This window comes from Acinetobacter sp. 1124_18A, assembly GCF_052824995.1.
Map to the genome: position 1 here is coordinate 61,284 of NZ_VTDF01000008.1, position 23,000 is coordinate 84,283.

General features: G+C 39.6%; 23 protein-coding genes and 1 riboswitch. Of the genes, 15 read left to right on the top strand and 8 right to left on the bottom strand.

All coding sequences use genetic code 11. The features are described 5' to 3' along the window. Window positions 1–18: 18 nt before the first annotated feature. Window positions 19–225, bottom strand: a riboswitch (cobalamin riboswitch). Window positions 226–351: 126 nt separating this feature from the next. From FY048_RS15300 to FY048_RS15320, 5 genes are all read left to right on the top strand, one after another. After that, window positions 352–1,020 (top strand): phosphoribosylanthranilate isomerase, encoded by a 669-nt coding sequence (locus FY048_RS15300; RefSeq protein WP_016137194.1) that lies wholly within the window; start codon window positions 352–354, stop codon window positions 1,018–1,020. Next, complete coding sequence (gene trpB / locus FY048_RS15305; protein WP_446091699.1) at window positions 995–2,224, top strand: tryptophan synthase subunit beta; 1,230 nt, start codon at window positions 995–997, stop codon at window positions 2,222–2,224. Before FY048_RS15300 ends, trpB begins: the two co-directional genes overlap by 26 nt. Window positions 2,225–2,234: 10 nt before the next feature. Then, a complete protein-coding gene (locus FY048_RS15310) occupies window positions 2,235–2,744 on the top strand; it encodes a DUF1543 domain-containing protein (protein WP_446091700.1) in 510 nt (169 codons plus the stop codon). Window positions 2,745–2,896: 152 nt separating this feature from the next. Next, window positions 2,897–3,109, top strand: a complete 213-nt coding sequence (locus tag FY048_RS15315; RefSeq protein WP_252611917.1) for a hypothetical protein — start codon at window positions 2,897–2,899, stop codon at window positions 3,107–3,109. A gap of 244 nt (window positions 3,110–3,353) precedes the next feature. After that, window positions 3,354–4,349, top strand: coding sequence for a DUF2804 domain-containing protein (locus FY048_RS15320; RefSeq protein ID WP_446091701.1), 996 nt, complete (start codon window positions 3,354–3,356; stop codon window positions 4,347–4,349). An 8-nt stretch (window positions 4,350–4,357) separates the two neighbouring features. On the opposite strand, the gene FY048_RS15325 is transcribed toward FY048_RS15320, so the two are convergent. Continuing rightward, window positions 4,358–5,233: a metal-dependent hydrolase gene (locus tag FY048_RS15325; protein ID WP_111856176.1), complete on the bottom strand. Its 876-nt coding sequence runs from the start codon at window positions 5,231–5,233 to the stop codon at window positions 4,358–4,360. Window positions 5,234–5,353: 120 nt separating this feature from the next. Here FY048_RS15325 and FY048_RS15330 point away from each other — a divergent pair, with 120 nt between their 5' ends. From FY048_RS15330 to FY048_RS15355, 6 genes are all read left to right on the top strand, one after another. Next, on the top strand, window positions 5,354–6,403 hold the full coding sequence (locus tag FY048_RS15330) for an AraC family transcriptional regulator ligand-binding domain-containing protein (RefSeq protein ID WP_446091702.1): 1,050 nt from the start codon (window positions 5,354–5,356) through the stop codon (window positions 6,401–6,403). A 246-nt stretch (window positions 6,404–6,649) separates the two neighbouring features. Further along, the gene (gene trpA / locus FY048_RS15335) at window positions 6,650–7,453 is read left to right on the top strand and encodes a tryptophan synthase subunit alpha (protein ID WP_016137188.1); all 804 of its coding nucleotides are present in this window, start codon (window positions 6,650–6,652) and stop codon (window positions 7,451–7,453) included. Beyond that, window positions 7,450–8,346: an acetyl-CoA carboxylase, carboxyltransferase subunit beta gene (gene accD, locus FY048_RS15340; protein WP_446091703.1), complete on the top strand. Its 897-nt coding sequence runs from the start codon at window positions 7,450–7,452 to the stop codon at window positions 8,344–8,346. Before trpA ends, accD begins: the two co-directional genes overlap by 4 nt. After that, a complete protein-coding gene (folC, locus tag FY048_RS15345) occupies window positions 8,343–9,629 on the top strand; it encodes a bifunctional tetrahydrofolate synthase/dihydrofolate synthase (protein WP_446091704.1) in 1,287 nt (428 codons plus the stop codon). Before accD ends, folC begins: the two co-directional genes overlap by 4 nt. Further along, window positions 9,620–10,678 carry an SPOR domain-containing protein gene (locus tag FY048_RS15350; protein WP_446091705.1) on the top strand — a complete coding sequence of 353 codons (1,059 nt, stop codon included), beginning with the start codon at window positions 9,620–9,622 and terminating at the stop codon, window positions 10,676–10,678. Before folC ends, FY048_RS15350 begins: the two co-directional genes overlap by 10 nt. Before the next feature lie 92 nt (window positions 10,679–10,770). Continuing rightward, window positions 10,771–11,700: a DUF6929 family protein gene (locus tag FY048_RS15355; RefSeq protein ID WP_446091706.1), complete on the top strand. Its 930-nt coding sequence runs from the start codon at window positions 10,771–10,773 to the stop codon at window positions 11,698–11,700. Window positions 11,701–11,845: 145 nt separating this feature from the next. Here the strand turns inward: FY048_RS15355 and FY048_RS15360 are convergent, their stop codons facing one another. The 3 genes from FY048_RS15360 to FY048_RS15370 all read right to left on the bottom strand — a co-directional run bounded on the left by FY048_RS15360 (window position 11,846) and on the right by FY048_RS15370 (window position 14,105). Next, window positions 11,846–12,427, bottom strand: coding sequence for a dual specificity protein phosphatase family protein (locus FY048_RS15360; protein WP_446091707.1), 582 nt, complete (start codon window positions 12,425–12,427; stop codon window positions 11,846–11,848). Further along, window positions 12,424–13,236, bottom strand: a complete 813-nt coding sequence (locus FY048_RS15365; protein WP_446091708.1) for an MBL fold metallo-hydrolase — start codon at window positions 13,234–13,236, stop codon at window positions 12,424–12,426. The genes FY048_RS15360 and FY048_RS15365 overlap by 4 nt, the downstream gene beginning before the upstream one ends. Window positions 13,237–13,454: 218 nt before the next feature. Next, window positions 13,455–14,105, bottom strand: a complete 651-nt coding sequence (locus tag FY048_RS15370) for a peroxiredoxin (RefSeq protein ID WP_446091709.1) — start codon at window positions 14,103–14,105, stop codon at window positions 13,455–13,457. 407 nt (window positions 14,106–14,512) lie between these two features. Here FY048_RS15370 and secA point away from each other — a divergent pair, with 407 nt between their 5' ends. Both secA and FY048_RS15380 read left to right on the top strand, forming a co-directional pair. Continuing rightward, window positions 14,513–17,233 (top strand): preprotein translocase subunit SecA, encoded by a 2,721-nt coding sequence (gene secA, locus FY048_RS15375; RefSeq protein ID WP_446091750.1) that lies wholly within the window; start codon window positions 14,513–14,515, stop codon window positions 17,231–17,233. Window positions 17,234–17,365: 132 nt separating this feature from the next. Further along, a complete protein-coding gene (locus tag FY048_RS15380; protein ID WP_446091710.1) occupies window positions 17,366–17,809 on the top strand; it encodes a hypothetical protein in 444 nt (147 codons plus the stop codon). 64 nt (window positions 17,810–17,873) lie between these two features. Here FY048_RS15380 and FY048_RS15385 read toward each other — a convergent pair whose 3' ends face one another. Further along, window positions 17,874–19,184, bottom strand: coding sequence for an MFS transporter (locus FY048_RS15385; protein WP_446091711.1), 1,311 nt, complete (start codon window positions 19,182–19,184; stop codon window positions 17,874–17,876). Window positions 19,185–19,316: 132 nt separating this feature from the next. Continuing rightward, window positions 19,317–19,958, bottom strand: a complete 642-nt coding sequence (trhA, locus tag FY048_RS15390) for a PAQR family membrane homeostasis protein TrhA (protein WP_446091712.1) — start codon at window positions 19,956–19,958, stop codon at window positions 19,317–19,319. Between the two features lie 128 nt (window positions 19,959–20,086). On the opposite strand from trhA, the gene FY048_RS15395 reads away from it, so the two are divergent. Both FY048_RS15395 and FY048_RS15400 read left to right on the top strand, forming a co-directional pair. After that, window positions 20,087–21,298, top strand: coding sequence for a class I SAM-dependent methyltransferase (locus FY048_RS15395; RefSeq protein ID WP_446091713.1), 1,212 nt, complete (start codon window positions 20,087–20,089; stop codon window positions 21,296–21,298). A 12-nt stretch (window positions 21,299–21,310) separates the two neighbouring features. After that, window positions 21,311–21,730, top strand: coding sequence for a GNAT family N-acetyltransferase (locus FY048_RS15400; RefSeq protein ID WP_446091714.1), 420 nt, complete (start codon window positions 21,311–21,313; stop codon window positions 21,728–21,730). A gap of 29 nt (window positions 21,731–21,759) precedes the next feature. Here the strand turns inward: FY048_RS15400 and FY048_RS15405 are convergent, their stop codons facing one another. Together FY048_RS15405 and FY048_RS15410 are read right to left on the bottom strand one after the other, a co-directional pair. Continuing rightward, window positions 21,760–22,620, bottom strand: coding sequence for a patatin-like phospholipase family protein (locus tag FY048_RS15405; protein ID WP_446091715.1), 861 nt, complete (start codon window positions 22,618–22,620; stop codon window positions 21,760–21,762). Window positions 22,621–22,635: 15 nt separating this feature from the next. Continuing rightward, the gene (locus tag FY048_RS15410; protein WP_016137173.1) at window positions 22,636–22,893 is read right to left on the bottom strand and encodes a hypothetical protein; all 258 of its coding nucleotides are present in this window, start codon (window positions 22,891–22,893) and stop codon (window positions 22,636–22,638) included. Window positions 22,894–23,000 lie beyond the last annotated feature (107 nt).

Sequence of the window (23,000 nt, forward strand, 5' to 3'; positions counted from 1 at the left end):
ACCCCACGTGAATGATCGGGTAGATAGATGAAACAAGTAGGTCTCCGGACTTCAGCGCCATATTTATGTTATGGACATATTCACCTTCCCACATTACTGCAGTGATGTAAGTCGATCTCGACTTAAAAAATATGCTTTACATTGTTACCGTTGCGGGGGCAGTGCCGGACTTTCACCAGCTTCCCTAAAGCATTAATTGCTTACACTTGCTTCCAATTTTATGCAGTATAAAGTGGCGATTTATTTCATACAATGTCATTTAACCCAATTCCCAGAGAACTTTTACGCAAGGGACAAAAATTGCATTACAATGGCGCTTATTTTAAGAAATGGTTGTAGTTTAGGCAGATCATGAGCCCATCAAACCAAAAACGTACACGCGCAAAAATCTGTGGAATTACTCGCATTGAAGATGTTCAGGCAGTTGTTGCTGCTGGAGCAGATGCGATAGGTTTTGTTTTTTTCCCGCCAAGTCCAAGACATGTGACAGTTGCGCAGGTTCAAGAATTAGCAAAAGTAATTCCACCTTATGTACAAATGGTTGGTTTGTTTGTTAATGCAAGTGCCACTGAAATTCAGGATGTACTTGATTGTGTTCCCCTAGATGTATTACAACTACATGGCGACGAAACTCCAGAACAATGTCAGGAAATAGCTCGCCATTGTAAACGTCGCTGGTATAAAGCGATTCAGGTTAAACCTGATTTAGATGTAATTGCTGAAATTCAAAAATATCAGGCGGCTGGTGCCAGTGCTGTATTGCTCGATGCGTGGCATCCTGAGCTTAAAGGGGGCACAGGACATCAGTTTGACTGGTCTAAATTCCCAAAACTTGATATTCCTTTAATCTTGGCAGGTGGTTTAACCCCTGACAATGTCATTGACGCTATTCATACTACCGGTGCTTTTGCAGTAGATGTGAGCGGAGGCGTAGAATCCGCAAAAGGTATAAAAGACCAACAACTCATTGAACGATTTATGCAAGGAGTCCAACGTGGATCAGCAAAACAATGTGATTGACTATACACAGTACCCAGATGCTGCAGGGCATTTTGGTATCCATGGCGGACGTTTTGTGTCAGAAACTTTAATGGCGGCATTAGAAGATTTAGAAAATCTCTATTCCCGCATGAAAAATGATGAACAGTTTCTGGCAGAATTCGACCGCGATCTCGCCTACTATGTAGGTCGTCCTAGTCCACTTTATTATGCTGAGCGATGGTCAAGAGAGTTAGGTGGTGCGCAAATTTACTTGAAGCGTGAAGACTTGAATCATACAGGCTCACACAAGGTAAATAACACGATTGGTCAGGCGTTATTGGCAAAGCTTTCTGGTAAAAAACGTATTATTGCCGAGACTGGTGCTGGGCAACATGGTGTGGCAACTGCAACAATCGCAGCACGTTTAGGTCTTGAATGTGTTGTTTATATGGGTGCTGAAGACGTTAAGCGTCAAGCCATGAACGTTTATCGTATGCGTTTATTGGGCGCGACTGTTGTACCTGTACAAAGTGGTTCTAAAACGCTGAAAGATGCCATGAATGAAGCGATGCGTGACTGGGTAACCAACGTTGATACGACGTATTATGTAATTGGTACAGTTGCAGGCCCACATCCATATCCTCAACTCGTTCGTGACTTCCAGTCGATTATTGGCCGTGAAGCACGCAAACAGATCTTGGAGCAAGCAGGTCGCTTACCAGATGCATTAGTTGCATGTGTGGGTGGCGGTTCAAATGCAATGGGCTTGTTCTATCCATTCTTAAACGATGCCAATGTGAAAATGTATGGTGTTGAAGCAGCTGGTTTTGGTATTGAAACTGGTAAACACTCTGCGCCATTAAATGCAGGTCATGTGGGTGTGTTGCACGGTAACCGTACTTACTTGATGAGTGATGAACAAGGTCAGATTATTGAGACACATAGTATCTCAGCAGGTCTTGATTATCCGGGTGTTGGTCCTGAACATAGCTTCTTGAAAGATATGAAGCGCGTAGAATACGTGCCGATTAATGATACAGAAGCTTTGCAAGGTTTCCGTGATTTAACCAAAATCGAAGGGATTATTCCTGCACTTGAAAGCTCGCATGCGATGGCATATGTCTCTAAGCTTGCACCAACCATGTCTAAAGATCAGATTATTATTGCGACTGTTTCAGGTCGTGGTGATAAAGATTTAATGACAGTTGCACGCATTGATGGCGTAGAAATGGTCGAGATGTAAGAGAACTATAATGCCAAGCTTGTTTATGGTGATGTTAGGTGGGCGTCATGCTCGCGCTAATACAGAAGTTCATGATGTAGTCATGGCTGTAGGAGATACTTTGGAAGAAGTTTATCCTCAACTTAAACAGGCTTGGTTTGGTGAGGCTCAAGGATTACATATTGATGCTTGGGCCAAGCTCTCTGGTGTTAGCTCTCAAGGGCAAAATTATCAAATTCATTTTACAGATGCAGCACCCAAACCAGAGAATTTAAAATTATATTTAATTAATCTGGGTGGATATAATGCTAGTGAATTCGGTGAACTTCATCGTTATGAGTTTATCGTTGCACCCAATGCTGTTATTGCAAAACAATTGGGTAAACAATTTATAGATCAAGAGTGGCAAAAAGCACACACAGATCGAGTGATTGATATTGATGACTGCTTAGCGATAGATTGTGTAGCAGGGCGCTATATTCATTTAATAAAAGGCGATTTTGCTGCAACGATTTGGGAAAATATGTATTTAATTGTCTAATTTTTCTTAAAAAAAGCTTAAAGATAAAAAGAAAATATAAAAAGTTGCTGATCCTATGTATAGCTCTCTCAAATCACAACTTTTTTGTAGCACTATTTACAATTCATCTGCTTAAACTAGTGGCTCAACATAAGCTCTTTGGAGTAATAAAAATGGGTCTTTTAGACGAAGTAGGTAAAATTGCTGGTGCAATTATCGCGGAACAAGGCGTCGATAAATTAGATCCAGATGCAGGTTTTCTAGAAAAAGCAGCAGGTGCTTTTGCAGGCTATGAAGCCGCAAAGATCGCTGAAAAAAAATTGGAAAATCAGGATAGTAATGAGCAAGAATCAGAGTCTGAGCAAGCGAGTGATGATGACGCTTAACTTTTAGAAATCTTACATCATGAGTTGAATTTGATTTTATTGATGAGTCAGGTCACAGCTATTTAAAGTAAGTGGTCTTATATAGATTTAGGTAGATATTAGAGAAAAGAGCATATTCATTATGCTCTTTTTTTATTGTTAATATAAAAGTCATTTGAAGATCAAGCAGATGTGGTAGCCAATTGGTCACTGAACAGTCTATTATTATCGAATAGATGGATAGGAAATCACCGGATAATAAATAATGGATTTAATTCAAGAAAATGGACAGCCTCGCTACGGGCGTTTTGAATCTGTACCGTCAACCATTCACGTACAACATTATATTTATAAAACCCCTTATGGTAAGGTCTTAAAGGGTTGGCGTAAGCAATTAAAATATAAAAAATTTAAATTCTGCGGCATTCAACATAAACACTATAGTATTGGCCTGGCAATTGCAGATATCGGTTGGGTCGGGCACGGTTTTTTCTATATTTATGACCATGAAACCCAGCAAGTCATTGAGTGGAATGCGATTCAGCCTTTAGGTCATAAAACCTATCTTGATGAACAGCCGTTGTTTAATCAAAGCTATTTTTCTAAATCGCCTTATCAGTTTGATATCCAGCATGCCAATGGCGTGCGGTATATTCGAGTTACTAAATATGGTGAGATTCAACTCAGTGCTCGTATTTTTTGTGCTGGGACCGATATATTAAGTTTATGTACACCGACAGGAATTAATGGTTGGACCTATACTCAAAAGCAGACCACGCTGGGTCTAGAGGGAATGTTTATTAATAAACAAAACCAAGTCGTCCAATTTGATGAAAAGACATTTGTATCTCTAGATGATACGTGTGGTTTTTTGCGACCTGAAACGGCTTGGTTCTGGCTTTCATGTAATTTCTGGGATGAGCAAGGGCGGCGTATTGGTTTAAATTTAGCTTCAGGGGTTAATGAAAGCTTTGGTAATGAAAATTGCTTATGGATTAACGGAGTTTTATTTCCACTGACTGATGTTTTATTTGAAAAAGTAAATGATGAGCTTTGGCAAATTAGCTCTCTAGATCAAAAACTTAATCTACAGGTCCATATTGGTTGGTGCCGATACGAAAATATTAATTTAAGAATGATTGGAAGCCAGTTCAACCAGTGGCAAGCTAAAATTAGCGGTACGATTGAACATGAGGCAACTGATATCATCACTTGCAATGAGCAATACGGTTTACTAGAACAACATTATGCAAAATGGTAACAAGCAGGTTATAAACCTGCTTGCCAAAATGCTTCACCAGCTGCAATAGGATCATTCGTCTTTTCGAGTGTTTCAATCCAGACTGGATATTGACGAATGACCGGATGCTGACTTGGATGAAAATCTTTTTTAAACCAATCTAAGTATTGGCTTTTCATAGCGGTTAATGTGCCATTTTTGCCGAAAAACCAAGGTAAACCTTTAAGGCTCATCAATAGTCTTTCTCTAGAACTAAAGCCATCACATTTCAACATGATGTTGGTGCGATAAAGTGTAAAGCCAAACATCAATACTGTCGTAAGAACTAATACAAATCGACGAGTTGACTCAGGAACTTCACCTACTTGTTTCATCACATCAAAAGCAACATCACGGTGCTCCATTTCTTCAATGGCATGCCAAGCAAACAGTGCTCGAACATATGGGTGAGCATTTTCCAAAGTTTTTTTATTGCTATAAAACGTTTCTGCCATTAATGCTGTTAAATGTTCAGCTGCTGCCGTCATTGCAATATTGTATTGCGGTGAGCGTTTGGTGAGTTCAAAACGAAAAATTCTTTTTAGCGTAGCTGTGAATTGATCAACAGGCATACCTTGCTCTTTCATAAGCTGATTCATTTTGTCATGAGCAATACCGTGTTGAGCTTCTTGTTTAATAAAGTCCACAACTCGTTTTTGTAGTTCTGGATCATCAATTTTGTCACGGAACATACGAACACATTCGATAAAATAACGCTCTCCATCAGGAAAGGTTAAGCTGAGTGCATCAAACATACGAGTCAAAAAAGGATCATTATTGAACCAAAAGCGAGGTGCTTCGTTTAAGTGAAAATCTAGATCTTTACGAACCACTGGCTCGACCTGATAAGAAACATGTGCGTTCATATTTTTATTTCTCGCATCTAACTTGTTCACTAGTATCTCGCGACTGGTCGGCTTTGTTTTGACAGTTATTGCCAATTTTTATACAGTTTGCGACAAGATGGCAGTAAAAAAGGATGAGCCATGCAGGATTTTACAATTTCAAATGGTTATTTTTACCTTTGGAATACTTACTTAAAAGAAAGGGAAATGGACTGGCAGGCATTAAATCTGACGGATGTTCAGGCGCGACAAGTTCAAAATATTTTAGCTTCGTCTATTGATGCTCAATCATCTTTAAATTTTTTTCTTGAGCTTTTAGAGTTAACCGAGTCTCAGCTACAAGTTTCCAATTTAGCTTTGGAAATGGCCACCTGCATTACACCTGCCAATTTTGGAGTATTGGGCTATATGGCATCCCGAAGTGGCAGTTTTGCAGAGGTTCTTGAATATATTATGAAGTTTCATCGTCTGGTAATTGACGGTGAGCAAGTGGTGCCTATGCAAATTGAGCAAGATGCTTCTAAAATTCGTTTGTATTGGCCATTGGTTGATGACAGCAACATCATACTTTGTGAATTGACTTTGGCAGCGATGGTACAACTTGCTAAACAAATAGCCCCACTACATGATTTTCTCTTGCAACAAGTTGAGTTTGTGCACCGTGCACGTGGTCCGTTAGTGCACTATCAGCGTTTCTTTCAATGCAAATTATCATTTGAAAAACCTTACTATGCATTAACTTTTGCAAGTGAGGGACTAAGTATTCGTCCTCAGCATGCAGACCCAACCTTAATGCAACTTTTGGTGAAACAGGCAGAAGAAGCGTTAGCTCAGCGTAAAATACATACAGATTTAGCTCAGCAAATTCATTGGATCGTCCATGAATATTTTAAGCAAAGGCAGCAGGCCCCTAAAATAGAAGATATTGCCATCGAGTTGAATATTTCAGTACGAAGCTTGCAGCGCCAGCTACAGTCATTAAACACTTCATTTAAATTAATTTTAGATGCGGAGCGCATGAGACGTTGTGAGATATTACTCAACCAAAATGCCAGCCTCACTTTAATTGCTGAACAATTAGGATATTCGGACCAGTCTGCACTTGCACGGGCCCATAAAAATTTGACAGGGCAAACTTTGCTAACCAGAAAAAGGCAATTACAGCTAACAAATAAAAATGCAGCGAAATAGCCCTTTTGTGGGGATTTTCTATTCAGATGACGATCTAATAATGGCTCGAAAATAGGAAGCTTTGATCATTGAGAAAAGTTTCAAAATATTGATAAATGTACACCATGGGTTGTATGAATCATACAATCGAATATCGCCATAACGTTAGACCTGTTCAATGGACAAAAAATAGCGTTAAAATGCGATGTTCTTGTATTTCTACAAACAACTCCTCAATTTTAAATAATTCAAGGAAAGCACAACCCTATGTCACGTCTTGCCACCCGTTTTGAAAAGCTTAAGTCCCAACAACGTAAAGCGCTTGTATCTTATGTTATGGCGGGTGATCCACAACCGCAAGTAACAGTTCCGTTACTGCATAAAATGGTTGAGGCAGGAGTAGATGTCATTGAGCTTGGTTTACCATTTTCAGATCCAATGGCTGATGGTCCAGTAATTGCGCTTGCAGCTGAACGTGCGCTTGCAGCAGGGACTAACACATTAGATGCTCTTAATATGGTAAAGGAGTTTCGTGAACAGGATCAGGATACACCTGTTGTTTTAATGGGTTATCTAAATCCAGTTGAAGTGATTGGTTATGAGAAGTTTATTTCTCATGCGAAACAGTGTGGTGTAGATGGCTTATTGCTGGTGGATTTACCGCCAGAAGAGTCAAAAGAGTTTGCTGCTGTGTTGAAGCAACATGACATGGATCAAATCTTCTTACTCGCGCCAACTTCTACAGACCAACGCATTCAACATGTGGCAAATCAGGCAAGTGGATTTATCTACTATGTTTCACTCAAGGGTGTAACGGGAGCCGCAACACTAGATACGGCAGAAGCTGCTGCACGTATTCAGAAAATCAAAAATGCCACTGATATTCCAGTAGGCGTTGGTTTTGGTATTAGTGATGCCGCTTCAGCAAAAGCAATGGGTAGTGTTGCTGATGCTGTGATTGTAGGTAGTGCTTTCGTTAAAAATTTTGCAACGTTGGCAGCGGATGACGCTGTTGAACAGACGGTGAATAAAGTCAAGGAGCTTCGAGCAGCGCTCGATGAGTTAGTATGAATCAAGAAGTGAAATCAGTGAAAGTTCTTAGCCCTGCGACCCCATGGACAAAACGTCCGGTTCCAGGTATTGAAGTCGCAAATGAGCAACAAATTCTCAAAGCAACATTTACTGAGCCAACGATTGAATGCCCTGAATGTCATGCTCTAGTGACACGTACAGCAATCTCTTTCAATGCGTATGTTTGTCCACAGTGTGACGAACACTTACGTATGAAAGCTCGTGATCGTTTGAACTGGTTCTTCGACAATGTAGTAGCAGAATTAGGACAAGAGTTTAGCGCGAAAGATCCGTTAAAGTTTGTCGACACTAAGCCATATCCAGATCGTATGCGTGAAGCGCAAAGCAAAACTGGTGAAACAGAAGCTTTAATTGCCATGCAAGGTAATTTAAATGGCGTTGATTTGATTGCATGTGCTTTTGAGTTCGACTTTATGGGCGGCTCTATGGGTACTGTAGTGGGCGACCGTTTTGTTCAGGCTGCTGAACTTGCTATTGCAAAACGTCAACCATTGATCTGTTTCGCAGCTTCTGGTGGCGCACGTATGCAAGAAGGCATGTTGTCACTTATGCAAATGGCACGTACTTCAGCGGCGATCCAAAGATTAAAAGATGCAGGCTTGCCTTATATCGTGGTGTTAACACATCCAGTGTATGGTGGTGTAACAGCTTCTTTAGCAATGTTGGGTGATATTCATATTGCTGAACCTAAAGCGATGATCGGCTTTGCTGGTAAACGTGTAATTGAGCAAACTGTACGTGAAACTCTAGAAGAACCGTTCCAACGTGCAGAATATTTGCTTGATCATGGTGTAATCGATCAGATTGTTCATCGTCATGCTTTACGTGATACTGTATCTCGACTTGTATCGAAATTGATGAACTTACCTTGAATCAACAAGCTCCACTTTCAATAGACTCTTTAGATACATGGCTCAATTATTGGAGCCATGTTCACGTTACAGGGATAGATCTTGGTCTGGAACGTGTAATTCCTGTTGCAGAAAAGCTGGGTGTCACTCAGCCTACTGCTAAAGTTTTTACAGTAGCCGGAACGAATGGTAAAGGCTCAACTACAACCACACTAGCTGCTATCTTAAATGAGCAGGGTTATAAAGTTGGGTTATATCAGTCGCCCCATATCTATCGCTTTAATGAGCGAGTTAAATTAGGTGGAGTCGAAGTCGATGATCAAAGTCTGATTGATGCTTTTGTTGAAGTCGATCAGGCTCGTCGCGATTGTGATTTGAGCTTATCTTTTTTTGAAGCAACCACTTTGGCTGCTTTTGTCATTTTTAAACAACAGCAATGCGATGTATGGGTACTCGAAGTCGGTTTGGGTGGGCGCTTAGATGTCGTCAATGTAATTGATCCCAACGTTGCAATTATTACTAATATTGGCCTAGATCATACCGATTGGTTAGGCGATACCATCGAAAAAATTGCTTTTGAAAAAGCAGGAATTATTCGTCCACAAATTCCGGTTGTCTTTGCTGGCGAACAACTTTTACCTCAAGCAATTCAAGATAAAGCAGAAAGTACACAAGCAGACTTATATACCGTTAATCGTGATTATTTTTATAAACTCGCCGATGATGGACAAAACTGGTACTTTGCCTCTGAGGGAACCACTTTAAAGCTTCCTTTAGGTCATTTAGCCATTGAAAATATTGCAGGGGCGGTTGCTGCCATTTTAATTAGCGGACTTGAAGTTTCCCAGTCGGCATTAGAAAAAGGTATTCAATCTGCACGCTTAGCAGGGCGTTTTGAACAGCGTCAAGTTGAAGGAAAAACAGTAATTTTTGATGCCGGACATAATCCACATGGTGTTGAATTTTTGTTAAAGCAATTGCGAAATTTCTTAGAATACAATAAACAGTACACAGAAGTTGTCGCAGTATTTTCAATGCTGGCAGATAAAGATATAAAATCAGTAGTCGATTTATTGAAACCTACTGTTTTACATTGGAAAATTGCTGAGTTGAATGTGCCGCGTGCTGCACCGATTCAGCAACTCAATGATGCCTTACAAGGTCAGACAGTACAACAATATGGCAATATCAAAGAGGCATTTAAATCAGCGCTTGAGCAAACAAATAACAATCAGCTGATTTTGGCCTGTGGTTCGTTTCATACTTTAGAAGCGATTTGGGAGTATTTGGAAGAATGTCAATGAATAACAAACAACGCTGGATGGGTGGTGTTGTTTTACTGGGAGGTGGTGTTTTATTGGCAGCATTACTTCTAAAAGGAAATGAGGAAATAAAACAGGTTGAAGTTCAACCACCCGCATCCACATCGCCAAAAACTCAAACTAAGCCAAAGCAAGCAACTGAAGGCCAAATGGTACAACTACAACCTCTAGCGGTTGATGTTGAAACAGAAAAACGTTTGCTAGAAGAGCAGCGCCGTTCGCGTGAAAAAGCGGTTGCTGAGCAAGAAGCACGTGCAGCTGAGTTTTTAGCAATGCAACAGCAAGCTGAAGCTGATGCTGCTCGTAAAGCAGCAGCAGAGTATGCTGCGATTAATGCACGTCGTACAGCTGCTCAAGAAAGTTCAGATAATATTCCACCAGAGTTAGTGGGTGAGGCGAAAGCTAAAAACCAGCAAACTAATGTGGCGAATAAAACAACTGATACTTCAAAAATAGATGCAGACAAAAAAGCAGCTGAAGCAAAACGCCAAGCAGAATCTGATAAGAAAGCAGCTGAGGCAAAACGCCAAGCGGAAGCTGATAAGAAAGCAACTGAGGCAAAACGTCAGGCAGAAGCTGATAAGAAAGCTGCTGAATCAAAACGTCAAGCAGAAGCAGATAAGAAAGCTGCTGAAGCAAAACGTCAGGCAGAAGCTGATAAGAAAGCGACTGAAGCAAAACACAAAGCAGAAGCTGATAAGAAAACATCAGAGGCTAAACGTAAAGCAGAAGCTGATAAAAAAGCTGATGCTGAGAAAGCGCGTGAACTGCTGGAAAATGGTGATAAAAAGTGGATGGTGCAAGTTGCATTGGCTGCTAACCAAGCAAATGCAGATTCAGTTGTTTCTAAATTACGAGCTAAAGGCTACAAGGTAACTACGAGTCAAACCAGCAAGGGAATCCGTATTATGGTTGGACCTGCGAAAGACCGTGATACTGCAGATGCCGCCCGTAAGAAAATTACTTCTGATTCAAGTTTAAACATGAAATCGGCTTGGGTCATTGATTGGGTACCACTTGATCAGCGATAACGGCTGATCATCCCCTAAATCAAATCAGGAACACTTACTTCAACGGCTTTATTCTTGTGAAGAAGTGTTCCATTCAATAGGGGATCTTGAAGATGAATACAACGATTAAAATATTAGAACAATTTGTTTTTGCACAAGATTCAGGGATTAGCGCACTGTCTGGAGTTGCTTGTGTGGGGGATGATATTTATTTTGTTGGTGATAATCTCCCTTATTTATTAAGAATTAATCGAAACCAGAACATGGCCGATGCAACGGTCTTTGAAAAAATTGCGTTATTTGATCCTTCAGAGCAAATACCGCTAAGAGAATTAAGCAAAGAACAAAAGCCTGATTTTGAAGCTTTAACCGCTATAAGTTGGAACGGACAATCAGAGCTTTTGGTGATGGGCTCGGGTTCAACAGAAAATCGAAAACGAGCATTACTCTATAACCCTGCCAATGATCAGGTCAGAACTTTCTTGGATGCGGTTGATTATGATTTTTTGCAGCATCAGGTTGAATTAACAGGCGGGGCTGATCTTAATATAGAAGCCATATGTTCAGACCATCGTTATCTCTATATCTTTCAGCGTGGCAACATAAATTTCCATCATGGGGTTTTAGTCTTTGATTTAATCAAAATTCAAGCAGGAAAATCCTTAGCAAATGCACTTATACATTCGCTCAAACTGAGCTTAGCTGAGCTTGATGGTTCAGCAAGTGGCATTTCAGATGCTTGTTTTTTAGTGGATAAAAATTTGATTGTTGCTACAGCTGCGGTCGAGCAAACACTCAATACCTATGATGACGGTGCGGTTTTGGGAAGTTTTATCTTGGTGTTTTCGCCTGATGGTAAAGCTTTAGCGGCTCATTTGATTCAAGATGCGAAAGGACGAACACTGCCAATAAAGGTTGAAGGGATTACTTGGTTCGAGTCGAGATTAGATGGCGAAGTCTTTTTATTAGTGACAGACAGCGATGGTGGTGATTCTGAAATTTTGAAGGTATTACTTAGCAACGCCGCTTTGGGAAAATCATAAAGTTAAATCATATTTTTGATGATCATCTATCTTTAAATGTATGTTTTTCGATGTAATTGATAAGAATAAAAACAATAAATAAGTTGGTGATTGAGCCAACTTATTTGCCTAATAATCGTGTTTGCATACAAAAGCAATCTAGTCTTTAGCTGCTGGAATTCGACAGTTGCTGTTGAATCCATTTTACATTTTCAGGTGTAAATAAACCGTCAATGTTCTTCCATATAATATGGTAGCCATAACCACCTTCTTTCATTTCTTTAACTGCATCATCAATTGCCCAATTCTCAAAAATAATTCGATACATCGCAACGCTGGCGCCTGTACGGTCTGAACCATGATAGCAGTGCAATAAAACACGTTGATTATTCTGTTTGGCAATTTTGATTTGTTGCATGACTTCTAATAGATCTTGTCGATTAATTGCCCATGTGTTGATAGGAATATGCACAAGATTAAAATTTTCATTTTTAAAAACTAAAGTATCTGCGTCTTTGGCCCTTAAATTAATAATCGTTCCAATTTGATGATTCTTTAATTCTGAAATCATTGCAGCACTAGGTTGTTCACTGCGAAAAACATCATTACTAATTTGATAAAAGTTATGGCTCTGAGAAACTAAAGTGCCCCAGTCTTTTGGTCGTTGCTCATGGGCAATACTTTCATGCTGCATGCATCCCTGTAAGTTTATACAGATGAGAAGTGTGATGAGCGATAATTTTTTCATGTTAGATACCGGTTAAGCTCATAAGGATCATGAGCACAAATTATTTCAATCGTTGGTTCATGTTGAGCTAAATGCTGTAAGCGTTTGAGATTTAAAAGACGCTTTTCATTATCTTCTGCAAATGTTTTTTCCAGCACACTGAGCGATCTTAATTTATTTTTAGGGTTTAACTCTAGATGTGAGTAGTAAGCATCCCCACAAAATAATAACCATTGATTTTGTTGCTTTATGACAATACCACAATGACCAGCTGAATGCCCCAATAGAGGTACCATTAAAATTTCATCTTGGAACAGAGGAAAGCCTTTTACTTTTTCGAGGTTAAACCATGCTTCACCTTGCTGATATTCAACAAAGTTCCAGTAGCGATGATCTTTATATTGATTGGTTCTATAACGAAGTTTGCCCTTAAAATTTGGAAGTTGCGCTGCGTTATATTCTGCTGCTAAAACATGCACAGTGGCATGCGGGAAATCTGAAATTCCACCTGCATGATCAAAATCAAGATGAGTCACAAAGATGTGCTTTACATCTTTAGGATTAAACCCGAGCTTTTGGATTTGCTGAATGGCACTAAACTCAAGGTTAGGTTCAATTTTACCTAAACGCTTAACTAATGAGCCTAGGCGTTGTTTCATATGTAAATAATCTTGCAAGCCAAAGCCTGTATCAATAAGCACTAAGCCTCGATCAGTTTCAACCAGAAGGCAATGACAGACGACTTCAGCTCGAAAGCCTTTTTGTCCAAAGAGTGGGGCGCAAACTGGGCACATGCTGCCACACTTTAAATGATGAATTTTATAGATCATGATTTTTATTTTTTATACCGAATCGCTTCGAGTTATAACTGATCTGAGCAGTAAAAACCATGTGTATTCAATACATAAATAAAAAAGCCATCGCGTTGGATGGCTTTTTAAGGCTGGAAAATTTACTTATTTTGCTTAAGATTTACTATGCGGTTTGCTTATTTGAAATCTTCTGATGCCTGCCTACGCGCTTTGCTTGTCTTGCAAGCAATAAACCTTTAGTCGGTTTTATTGCTTTCAGGCTGTGGTGTGAGGCGTAAATAAGGTTTAACGGCTGTATAGCCTTTAGGGAAGCGCTGTTTAATTTCTTCTTCATCTTTAAGTGATGGCACAATAACGACGTCTTCGCCTTGCTGCCAGTTCGCTGGTGTAGCGACTTTATGCTTATCCGTTAATTGTAATGAGTCAACAACACGTAAGACTTCATTAAAATTTCGGCCTGTTGAAGCAGGGTAAGTAATAATTAAGCGAACTTTTTTATTAGGATCAATAATCACTAAAGAGCGCACTGTGAGTGTTTCACTGGCATTAGGATGGATAAAACCATAGAGCTCAGATACTTTACGATCTTTATCTGCAATGATTGGAAAATTTACCGTTGTGTTTTGTGTTTCATTAATATCGTTGATCCAGCCCTTATGAGACTCTACATCGTCTACGGACAAAGCAATCGCTTTAACATTACGCTTCGTAAATTCATCTTTTAATTTTGCTGTGTAGCCTAATTCTGTTGTACATACTGGCGTATAGTCGGCTGGATGTGAAAATAAGATTCCCCAACTATCACCTAAAAAATAATAAAAATGAATAGTACCTTCGCTCGATTCTTGTTGAAAATCGGGGGCAGTGTCTCCTAATCGTAGTGTCATGATATTTCCTCAATTGCTCATAATTTGTTATTCGATTGAATGAATATGCAGCATTTACTTTATGATTAAAATTATTGTTTTTGTATTTTATTATGAACTTTTGATATAAGTGTAAATATATATGACTAAAACTCATTATTTTATGTGCTTAATCAATGTAACTTTAAGGTAAATTTGCTAAATTAGATTTCTCGGAAGTTATGCTTAATAGATGAGCGTTAATGCTACGTTTTTAGGTGCAAGGCGCATTACGGGGGACTAGATGAATGATAAAACCATTCGTCTAACTATCAGATTTTTTTTAGGGGTTTTGTGCAAACCCCTTGTACTTCAAATTTCTGGCACCATAATAAACGACTGAGAAAAAGTTTATTCATTTGACCAAGCAAGATTTAGAGAGTTTATCCATGTTGGCAAGTCTGATCGGAGGTATCTTCGGTACAAAAAATGAGCGCGAACTCAAACGCATGCGCAAAATTGTTGAGCAAATCAATGCGCTCGAGCCGACGATATCAGCTTTAAGCGATGCAGACTTATCTGCAAAAACTCCAGAATTCAAACAACGTTATAATAATGGCGAAAGTTTAGATAAATTACTTCAAGAAGCGTTTGCAGTTTGTCGTGAAGCAGCCAAACGTGTAATGGGCATGCGTCACTATGACGTTCAGCTTATTGGTGGTATTACCTTACATGAAGGTAAAATTGCCGAAATGCGTACAGGTGAAGGTAAAACCCTGATGGGTACTTTGGCGTGTTATTTAAATGCTTTGAGTGGTCAAGGTGTACACGTTATTACGGTGAACGATTATTTGGCACAGCGTGATGCTGAGTTGAACCGCCCATTATTTGAATTTTTGGGTTTATCTATTGGTACGATCTATTCAATGCAAGGTCCGTCTGAAAAAGCGGAAGCTTATCTTGCTGATATTACCTATGGTACCAATAACGAATTCGGTTTTGACTACTTACGTGACAACATGGTGTTTTCTTTAGCAGAAAAGAAACAACGTGGTTTGCACTATGCCATTATCGATGAAGTTGACTCAATCTTGATTGATGAAGCACGTACACCATTAATTATTTCTGGTCAAAGTGAAGACTCTTCGCATCTATATTCTGCAATTAATTCGATTCCCCCTAAATTAAAGCCGCAAAAAGAAGAAAAAGTGGCAGATGGTGGGCATTTCTGGATTGATGAAAAGCAGCGTTCAGTTGAAATGACCGAAGTTGGTTATGAAACTGTTGAGCAAGAACTTATTCAGATGGGCTTATTGGCTGAAGGTGAAAGCTTATATTCAGCAACGAATCTAAGCCTTGTTCATCATGTGTCTGCTGCTATTCGTGCACATTTCTTATTCCAACGCGATGTTCACTATATTATTCACGATGGCGAAGTCGTGATTGTTGACGAACACACTGGCCGTACAATGCCAGGTCGTCGTTGGTCAGAAGGTTTGCATCAAGCAGTTGAAGCGAAAGAAGGTTTAGAAATTCAGCCTGAAAACCAGACGCTAGCGACCACAACATTCCAGAACTATTTCCGTCTATATAAAAAGCTTTCAGGTATGACAGGTACTGCTGATACTGAAGCTGCGGAAATGAAAGAAATTTATGGCCTTGATGTTGTGATTATTCCAACTCATCGACCAATGGTACGTAATGACCAAAACGATTTAATTTATTTAAACCGTAATGGTAAATACGACGCGATTATTCAGGAAATTACGAATATTCGTGAGCAAGGTGTAGCACCGATTCTGATTGGTACAGCGACCATTGAAGCCAGTGAAATTTTATCTTCTAAGTTAATGCAAGCTGGTATTCATCACGAAGTGTTGAATGCAAAGCAACATGAGCGTGAAGCTGACATTATTGCTCAAGCGGGTAGCCCGAATGCAGTCACGATTGCAACCAACATGGCTGGTCGTGGTACTGACATTATCTTGGGTGGTAACTGGAAAGCGAAGCTTGCCAAAATTGAAAATCATACGGCTGAAGATGAAGCACATCTGAAAGCACAATGGGAACAAGACCACGAAGATGTGTTGAAATCAGGTGGTTTGCACATCATTGGTTCTGAACGCCATGAATCACGTCGTATTGATAACCAGTTACGTGGTCGTGCGGGCCGTCAAGGTGACCCTGGTGTTTCTCGTTTCTATTTGTCTCTTGAAGATGACCTTATGCGTATTTTCGCAGGTGACCGCGTAGTCGGAATGATGCGTGCGATGGGTCTCCAAGAAAATGAAGCGATTGAACACAAAATGGTGAGTCGTTCAATTGAGAACGCTCAGCGTAAAGTTGAAGCGCGTAACTTTGATATTCGTAAAAACTTATTGAAATACGATGATGTGAATAATGAACAACGTAAGATCATTTATTCACAACGTGATGAAGTATTAGCTGAAAATACTTTAAAAGAATACGTTGAAGAAATGCATCATGAAGTGATGAAAGGCGTGATTACTAACTTTATTCCACCTGAGTCAATTCATGACCAGTGGGATGTTGAAGGTTTAGAAAACGCTTTACGTATTGATTTGGGTATTGAACTTCCAATTCAAGAATGGTTAGACCAAGATCGTCGTCTAGATGAAGAAGGTTTAGTTGAGCGAATCAGTGATGAAGTGATTGAGCGTTATCGTCAGCGCCGCGCTCAAATGGGTGATGAATCAGCAGCAATGCTTGAACGTCACTTCGTTTTAAACTCTCTTGATCGTCATTGGAAAGATCACTTAGCTGCAATGGATTATTTGCGTCAAGGTATTCACTTACGTGGCTATGCGCAAAAGAACCCTGAACAGGAATACAAGAAAGAAGCTTTCAACCTGTTTGTAAATATGTTGAGCATTATTAAAACTGATGTTGTGACTGATTTGTCTCGTGTACATATCCCAACACCAGAAGAACTTGCAGAAATGGAAGCTCAACAGCAGCAGCAAGCTGAGTCAATGAAGCTTTCTTTTGAACATGATGATGTAGATGGTTTAACTGGCGAAGTTACACTTTCTCAAGAAACCATGAACGAGTCTGACGATCAGCAAGCTTTCCCTGTTCCAGAAAGCCGCAATGCACCATGCCCATGTGGGTCTGGACTAAAATATAAACAATGTCACGGTAAGATTTAATCTGCCTTAACGAAAAAAAGCAGAACAATTGTTCTGCTTTTTTTATGTTTGTAGTAAGCCTGTGAATAATGTTTGCAGTTTTAAGCATTAAATGCTATTTACTTCTCATCCAGAGTGTATGTTGGAAAGACAATGAAAAAAGTATTACAACCTTTATTTTTAACTGTTCTTGCTGTGCCTAGTTTTGTTTTCGCAGCAGAAGCAGCTTCAGCCCCTCAAACGACAACGGTTGATAAAGTACTTGCAGCAAAAGGGCCAACTTCGGCTCAAGCTGTAGTGAAGCAAGAAAATACAACAGTGATTAGTCCGCGTACAGGCATTCGCTATACGTTGGGTAACACGGGTAATCGCCCAATTATTTTACAAACGACAGCGATTGCTCCAGCAAACTCAGCAAATATTAATCGTATTGTGGCAACTAACCCTGCTTTATCTGCGAAGAGCCAAGAGAAAGCTAAAGTTGCACTCATTGGTGAAGCTGCTGTTGCTGGACCAGCTGCTGTTGCAGCAAGTAATCTAACAGCTCCTGCTGTATCAAATAGTATTGCGCCTTCGAATCCAGCATCAATGAATTAATTCATATATGTATAAAAAAGCCGGTCAATCATGAACCGGCTTTTTTTATAAGAATTTCTAATTTTTAGATCTGATTATTCACATCATCATTTTTTGTTTCACGAATGAGTAAGAAAGCGACCAGTGATAAAAGTGATGCCGCAGTAAGATAATAACCAACTGCATATAAACCATAAGTTTCAGCAAGCTTGGTTGCTATAAGTGGTGCAAATGATGCACCAAAAATGCCTGCTAAGTTAAACGTTAATGCTGAACCTGTGTAACGAACTGAAGTTGGGAAAAGTTCAGAAAGAACTGTACCAATCGGACCATAGGTCAAGCCCATAATCGCCAAGCCAGTACATAAGAAAAGGAAAACGATTAAGGTATTTCCAGACTCTAACATGCTAGAGAAAAACAAGCCGAAAATCGCAGCAGCAATACAGACGCCAATAGACGTGGTTTTACGACCAAATTTTTCTGCAAAAATAGCTGATAAAGGAATGAATGCAGCAAAGCAAAGTGTGGCAAAGAGTTGAAGTTCTAAGAACTCACCGCGTGCATAGCCAAGCTTTGTGGTTCCCCAGTTTAAGGCAAATACGGTGGTAAGATAAAACACGACAAACGTGCAGATTGCTGCAATTGTGCCAAGAATAAGTTTACCTGTGTGTTTGGTTAAGACTTCTTTAAATGGAATATTAACTTCTTTTTGCTTATCTAAAACTTTTTGGAATGCTGGAGTCTCATGGAGCTTTAAACGGATATATAAGCCCACAATCACTAATACAGCACTTGCAATAAATGGAATACGCCAGCCCCATTGCATGAATGCCTGTTCAGGAATAGTCGCACTCAATAATAAAAATGAACCAGTTGCCAAAATAAAGCCAATTGGAGCGCCGAGTTGCGGGAACATGCCATACCAAGCTCTTTTTCCTTCAGGGGCATTTTCAGTCGCGAGTAAAACGGCACCACTCCATTCGCCCCCTAATCCTAAACCTTGTCCTAAACGGCATAAAGCTAATAGTAAGGGTGCGAAAATCCCGATTTGTGCATAGGTAGGAAGTAAACCAATACATACGGTTGAAACACCCATGGTCAGTAACGCTGCAACCAATGTAGCTTTTCGGCCAATACGGTCTCCTAAATGGCCGAATATTGCTGCACCGATGGGGCGGGCAATAAAGGCAATTGCGAAGGTGGCTAAAGATTGTAAAACTGCGGCACTGCCACTACTAGCAGGGAAAAATAGGTGAGGAAAAATAAGAACGGCAGCAGTTGCATAGATATAAAAGTCGAAGAACTCAATGGTTGTACCGACTAAGCTTGCAAACAAAACTCGCGTTTTTGAATTAGTGGCTACTGCCGGAGCAGCCGCCGCAGAGGTTGAATCCATATAAAACCTTATATCAGTTAAAATTTTTTTTAATTTACTATTCCTTTTAAAGACGTATTTTTCTAAAAGAATAGCGTGAAAGAACATCATCCATGACTCTTTCAGGATCACTGAATAAGAGTGAAAAATGAACTAAACTATGTACCAATAGATCGCAAGAAAATGTGCTCCTGCACCTAAAAGCACAAAAATGTGCCAGATCGCATGGGTATATCTTACCTTTTTTAACGCGTAAAACAATGCTCCAACCGTATAAGCTAATCCGCCAATAATCAAGAAAATCAATGCGTCTTTACTTAAATAAGTGCGCATGTCATCCATAACAAACACGGCGAGCCATCCCATTAAAATATAAGCCAGCAAAGAAATTTTTTGAAAACGATGAATAAAAACTAACTTGAAAAGTGTACCAATTGCCGCGATGCCCCATAGTGCAATCAGCAGATAATGAGCTTTTGTAGTAGGAATTGCGATACTTAAGAATGGGGTGTAAGTTCCGGCAATTAAATAATAAATGGCTGTATGGTCAAGCTTTTTATACCAGTAACGTAGATTCTGTGTTTGAGCAAAGTGGTAAAGTGTAGAGCTGGTGAAAACCAGAATGAGACTAAATGAATATACCCATAAACCAATCCACTGAGCAGTTGAAAGATAAGATCCCTTCATAATTAAAAAGATAGAAGCAACAACTGCCATAACGACACCAGCCCCATGGCTGTAGGCATTAAATAGTTCTTCTTTAGGATCGTAAGTTTCCAGTACAGATTTACTCATAAGTTTAATTTTTTTGATTAAAAATATGAATGTATAGAAATACAAAACAGTCGTAAAGTTATTTTATTTTTAATCCTAGACCCTTTAAACTTCATATCTTATATGAGTCTTCATTTTTAGGTATATCCGTGTCGGTTTTTTCCTTTGAGCAAGAACAGCAATTCTTCCATGAAATTAAGCAAATGCTTGATCAACAAACTTTTGAGCGTTTGATCTTGAGCCAATATAAGGGAGAGTTGGAACAACTGGAAAAAATCACTTTCCGTGTTGTAGAGTTACATGGGCAAAAACAGCTTTCAGCTTTATATCATTATACTACCCAAGATGTGACCAAAAACTATTCATTTGAAGATGGTTTGCAGCAGATTGAGCAGTTAATCATACAATGTAAGCAAGCGAACTTATTTTCGACTAATCAAGAAATTCAACTCAAGAAAAATAAGAAAAAAGCGCTATTAAATATGGGTAAAAAGCAGGCGGTAAATGCGACGCAAACGGTTCAGGCACATGATCGTGAAAAGCAACGCTATGTACAGCAGGGCAATGCATTTTTAAAAGAGCTTGGTATTACTGATGAAAAAGGCCAAATCATTCCAAGTATGGCGCGTAAATGGAAACAGATTAATAAATTTATTGAAATTTTTGCGAGTGCTTATGAGCAAATTGATGCATCTCAGCAAGAACTACGCATTGTCGATTTTGGTTCGGGGAAAGGTTATTTAACTTTTGCTTTGTATGATTATTTACAAGAGCAGCAGAAAACCCCATTGATTACTGGTGTTGAATTGCGCCCGAATCTGGTTGAGTTTTGCCAGAATGTTGCAGACAAAGTGCATTTTAACCATCTAGACTTTTTTGAAGGTGACGTACGTAGTTATCAGCCAGAAAAACTAGACGTTATGATTGCCTTACACGCGTGTGATATTGCAACTGACTTTGCCATTCATACTGGAATTCGTTTAAATGCTTCGATGATTATGTGCGCGCCGTGTTGTCACAAAGAGTTACGCCCACAATTACAAAGTCCAGAAGTGTTACAGCCAATGCTACAGTTTGGTATTCATGCGGGGCAACAAGCCGAGATGCTGACTGACACTTTACGTGCGTTACTTTTAAAAGCGTATGGCTATGAAACTAAAGTTTTTGAGTTTGTATCGCTTGAACATACCAGCAAAAACAAAATGATTTTGGCTACCAAACGCAAAAACGTTTCACAGCCTGATGCCAAAATTATGGCACAAATTCAAGCACTCAAAGCGATGTATGGAATTGAAAAACAAAGTCTTGAATTGTTATTACAAGACCAGCTACCAATCGAAAATATTGGCTGCAAGTGCTAGGGCGGTGAACGGATGTTGAGAATTATAGCGGGTGGTTGGGAACAGCTCGAGCAAGATGCGAAATACATCCGTGAGCAAGTCTTTATTCAAGAGCAGGGAATTGCGTCTGAAGATGAATGGGATGATTTAGATGCCACAGTTTTGCATTTTATTGTTTATGACAAAGAACAGCCTATCGCTACAGCACGTCTATTGCCACAGCATAGCGTAGGGCGTGTTGCTGTTTTAGTGCCTTATCGAAAGCAGGGTATTGGTAAAATTTTAATGCGGCATATTATTGAATATGCGCGCCATCAGAAACTGCCTTTTTTAAAGCTTTCAGCACAAACGTATGTGACTGCTTTTTACGAAGCTCTAGGTTTTCATGCGCAAGGTCAAGTTTACGAAGATTGTGGTATTCCACATATTGATATGATTTTAGAGTTAAATTGAGACTTCTTTTTAGAAATCTCAATTTGGATTTATTTCATTGCATTCCAGCTTTCAATTGCTTGTAGCCCTGTTTCTAAACCGACTTCATAGCTGTAACGAAGCTTTTTAGCATTAGTGCTTAAACGACCAGCCATATTTTTAAGTGGCGGTGGGCAAACTTCTAAAATTTGCTGTTCTGGATTTTCACCACGAACAAAATCGACTGAAGCGTTATAACGAGCACAACGGCTACGTAAGCTGTTTGCAAAACCATAATGATGTTTAAACGCATATTTCGCGAGGAATTGATCACCTCGACTACTCGCCTTAAAGTAATTTTTCGGGCGTGTGCGTAAAACCAATAGTTTTTTTACGTCACTTTGCTGAGCCGTCCAGCGAACGGGTAGGGCATCTGCAACGCCACCATCAAAATAAGGTTCACCCATAATGTCGACAGGATGACGCGTTAAAACTGGAATTGAGCTAGAAGCACGAAGCGCATTTAGCAAATTGTCTTTACCCGCACGAAGATATTCTGCATGACCTGTTTTGGCATGCGTCAACACCATATAAAAATCTGGATTTTTGGCAAAAAGGCTTTGCTGATCAAGAGGATGTTCTTTTTCACCAACTTCCCACATCCATTCTAAATCGAGTAAATCACCGCCTTTAAAGAAGCGTTTGTAATCGATAAATTCAGGACGAAGTGAGTGATCAATATAAAAAGTTAACGTACGACCTTGTTGACCAGCTAAGTAGTTGGCCACATTGGTCGAGCCAGACGATACGCCAACGTATAAATTGAAAGGATTGAACTGTTGTTGTAAAAATGCGTCAAGTACACCACTGGTAAAGGCACCACGCATGCCTCCACCCTCTACAACCAGTGCGTTGCGGGAAAAATCTGTCATTTGAAAAATATCTGATTACTGAGTTGATTGCTTATGTTCTTGCATATCCATTTCAGGCATGTCGTCACTATGTTGAGCGTGTTGCTCTGTAGAGTGTTCAGCTTTTTGCTGCATTTGCTCTTGTTGTGCTTTGCGCTGTGCACCTGGCATATAGTCAGGTTCATTACTCATCGCTAAATAGAAAAAGCCAAGGAAAATCGCACTTAAAACACCAACGATCAGAACAAATTTCCAGCCTAAAACTGCTGACTCGGAAGAATTTTTATCGGACATAAGGATTTCTCGAATGTGCTGTAGAAGCACAAAAATGAAGTCTATTTATAGCATATTTAGGCGTGAGGCTGAAATCTTAAAGGTCATAAAGAAAAACCCATATAAAT

What these genes read in the sequence shown, in the direction of transcription:
- FY048_RS15330 (WP_446091702.1), top strand. Translation starts at nt 5,354, where the DNA reads ATGCAGGATTTTACAATTTCAAATGGTTATTTTTACCTTTGGAATACT.
- FY048_RS15325 (WP_111856176.1), bottom strand. Translation starts at nt 5,233, where the DNA reads ATGAACGCACATGTTTCTTATCAGGTCGAGCCAGTGGTTCGTAAAGAT.
- trpA (WP_016137188.1), top strand. Translation starts at nt 6,650, where the DNA reads ATGTCACGTCTTGCCACCCGTTTTGAAAAGCTTAAGTCCCAACAACGT.
- FY048_RS15310 (WP_446091700.1), top strand. Translation starts at nt 2,235, where the DNA reads ATGCCAAGCTTGTTTATGGTGATGTTAGGTGGGCGTCATGCTCGCGCT.
- FY048_RS15355 (WP_446091706.1), top strand. Translation starts at nt 10,771, where the DNA reads ATGAATACAACGATTAAAATATTAGAACAATTTGTTTTTGCACAAGAT.
- FY048_RS15380 (WP_446091710.1), top strand. Translation starts at nt 17,366, where the DNA reads ATGAAAAAAGTATTACAACCTTTATTTTTAACTGTTCTTGCTGTGCCT.
- FY048_RS15350 (WP_446091705.1), top strand. Translation starts at nt 9,620, where the DNA reads ATGTCAATGAATAACAAACAACGCTGGATGGGTGGTGTTGTTTTACTG.
- accD (WP_446091703.1), top strand. Translation starts at nt 7,450, where the DNA reads ATGAATCAAGAAGTGAAATCAGTGAAAGTTCTTAGCCCTGCGACCCCA.
- FY048_RS15315 (WP_252611917.1), top strand. Translation starts at nt 2,897, where the DNA reads ATGGGTCTTTTAGACGAAGTAGGTAAAATTGCTGGTGCAATTATCGCG.
- secA (WP_446091750.1), top strand. Translation starts at nt 14,513, where the DNA reads ATGTTGGCAAGTCTGATCGGAGGTATCTTCGGTACAAAAAATGAGCGC.
- FY048_RS15320 (WP_446091701.1), top strand. Translation starts at nt 3,354, where the DNA reads ATGGATTTAATTCAAGAAAATGGACAGCCTCGCTACGGGCGTTTTGAA.
- FY048_RS15370 (WP_446091709.1), bottom strand. Translation starts at nt 14,105, where the DNA reads ATGACACTACGATTAGGAGACACTGCCCCCGATTTTCAACAAGAATCG.
- FY048_RS15365 (WP_446091708.1), bottom strand. Translation starts at nt 13,236, where the DNA reads ATGATCTATAAAATTCATCATTTAAAGTGTGGCAGCATGTGCCCAGTT.
- FY048_RS15410 (WP_016137173.1), bottom strand. Translation starts at nt 22,893, where the DNA reads ATGTCCGATAAAAATTCTTCCGAGTCAGCAGTTTTAGGCTGGAAATTT.
- FY048_RS15405 (WP_446091715.1), bottom strand. Translation starts at nt 22,620, where the DNA reads ATGACAGATTTTTCCCGCAACGCACTGGTTGTAGAGGGTGGAGGCATG.
- FY048_RS15300 (WP_016137194.1), top strand. Translation starts at nt 352, where the DNA reads ATGAGCCCATCAAACCAAAAACGTACACGCGCAAAAATCTGTGGAATT.
- FY048_RS15385 (WP_446091711.1), bottom strand. Translation starts at nt 19,184, where the DNA reads ATGGATTCAACCTCTGCGGCGGCTGCTCCGGCAGTAGCCACTAATTCA.
- FY048_RS15400 (WP_446091714.1), top strand. Translation starts at nt 21,311, where the DNA reads ATGTTGAGAATTATAGCGGGTGGTTGGGAACAGCTCGAGCAAGATGCG.
- trhA (WP_446091712.1), bottom strand. Translation starts at nt 19,958, where the DNA reads ATGAGTAAATCTGTACTGGAAACTTACGATCCTAAAGAAGAACTATTT.
- FY048_RS15360 (WP_446091707.1), bottom strand. Translation starts at nt 12,427, where the DNA reads ATGAAAAAATTATCGCTCATCACACTTCTCATCTGTATAAACTTACAG.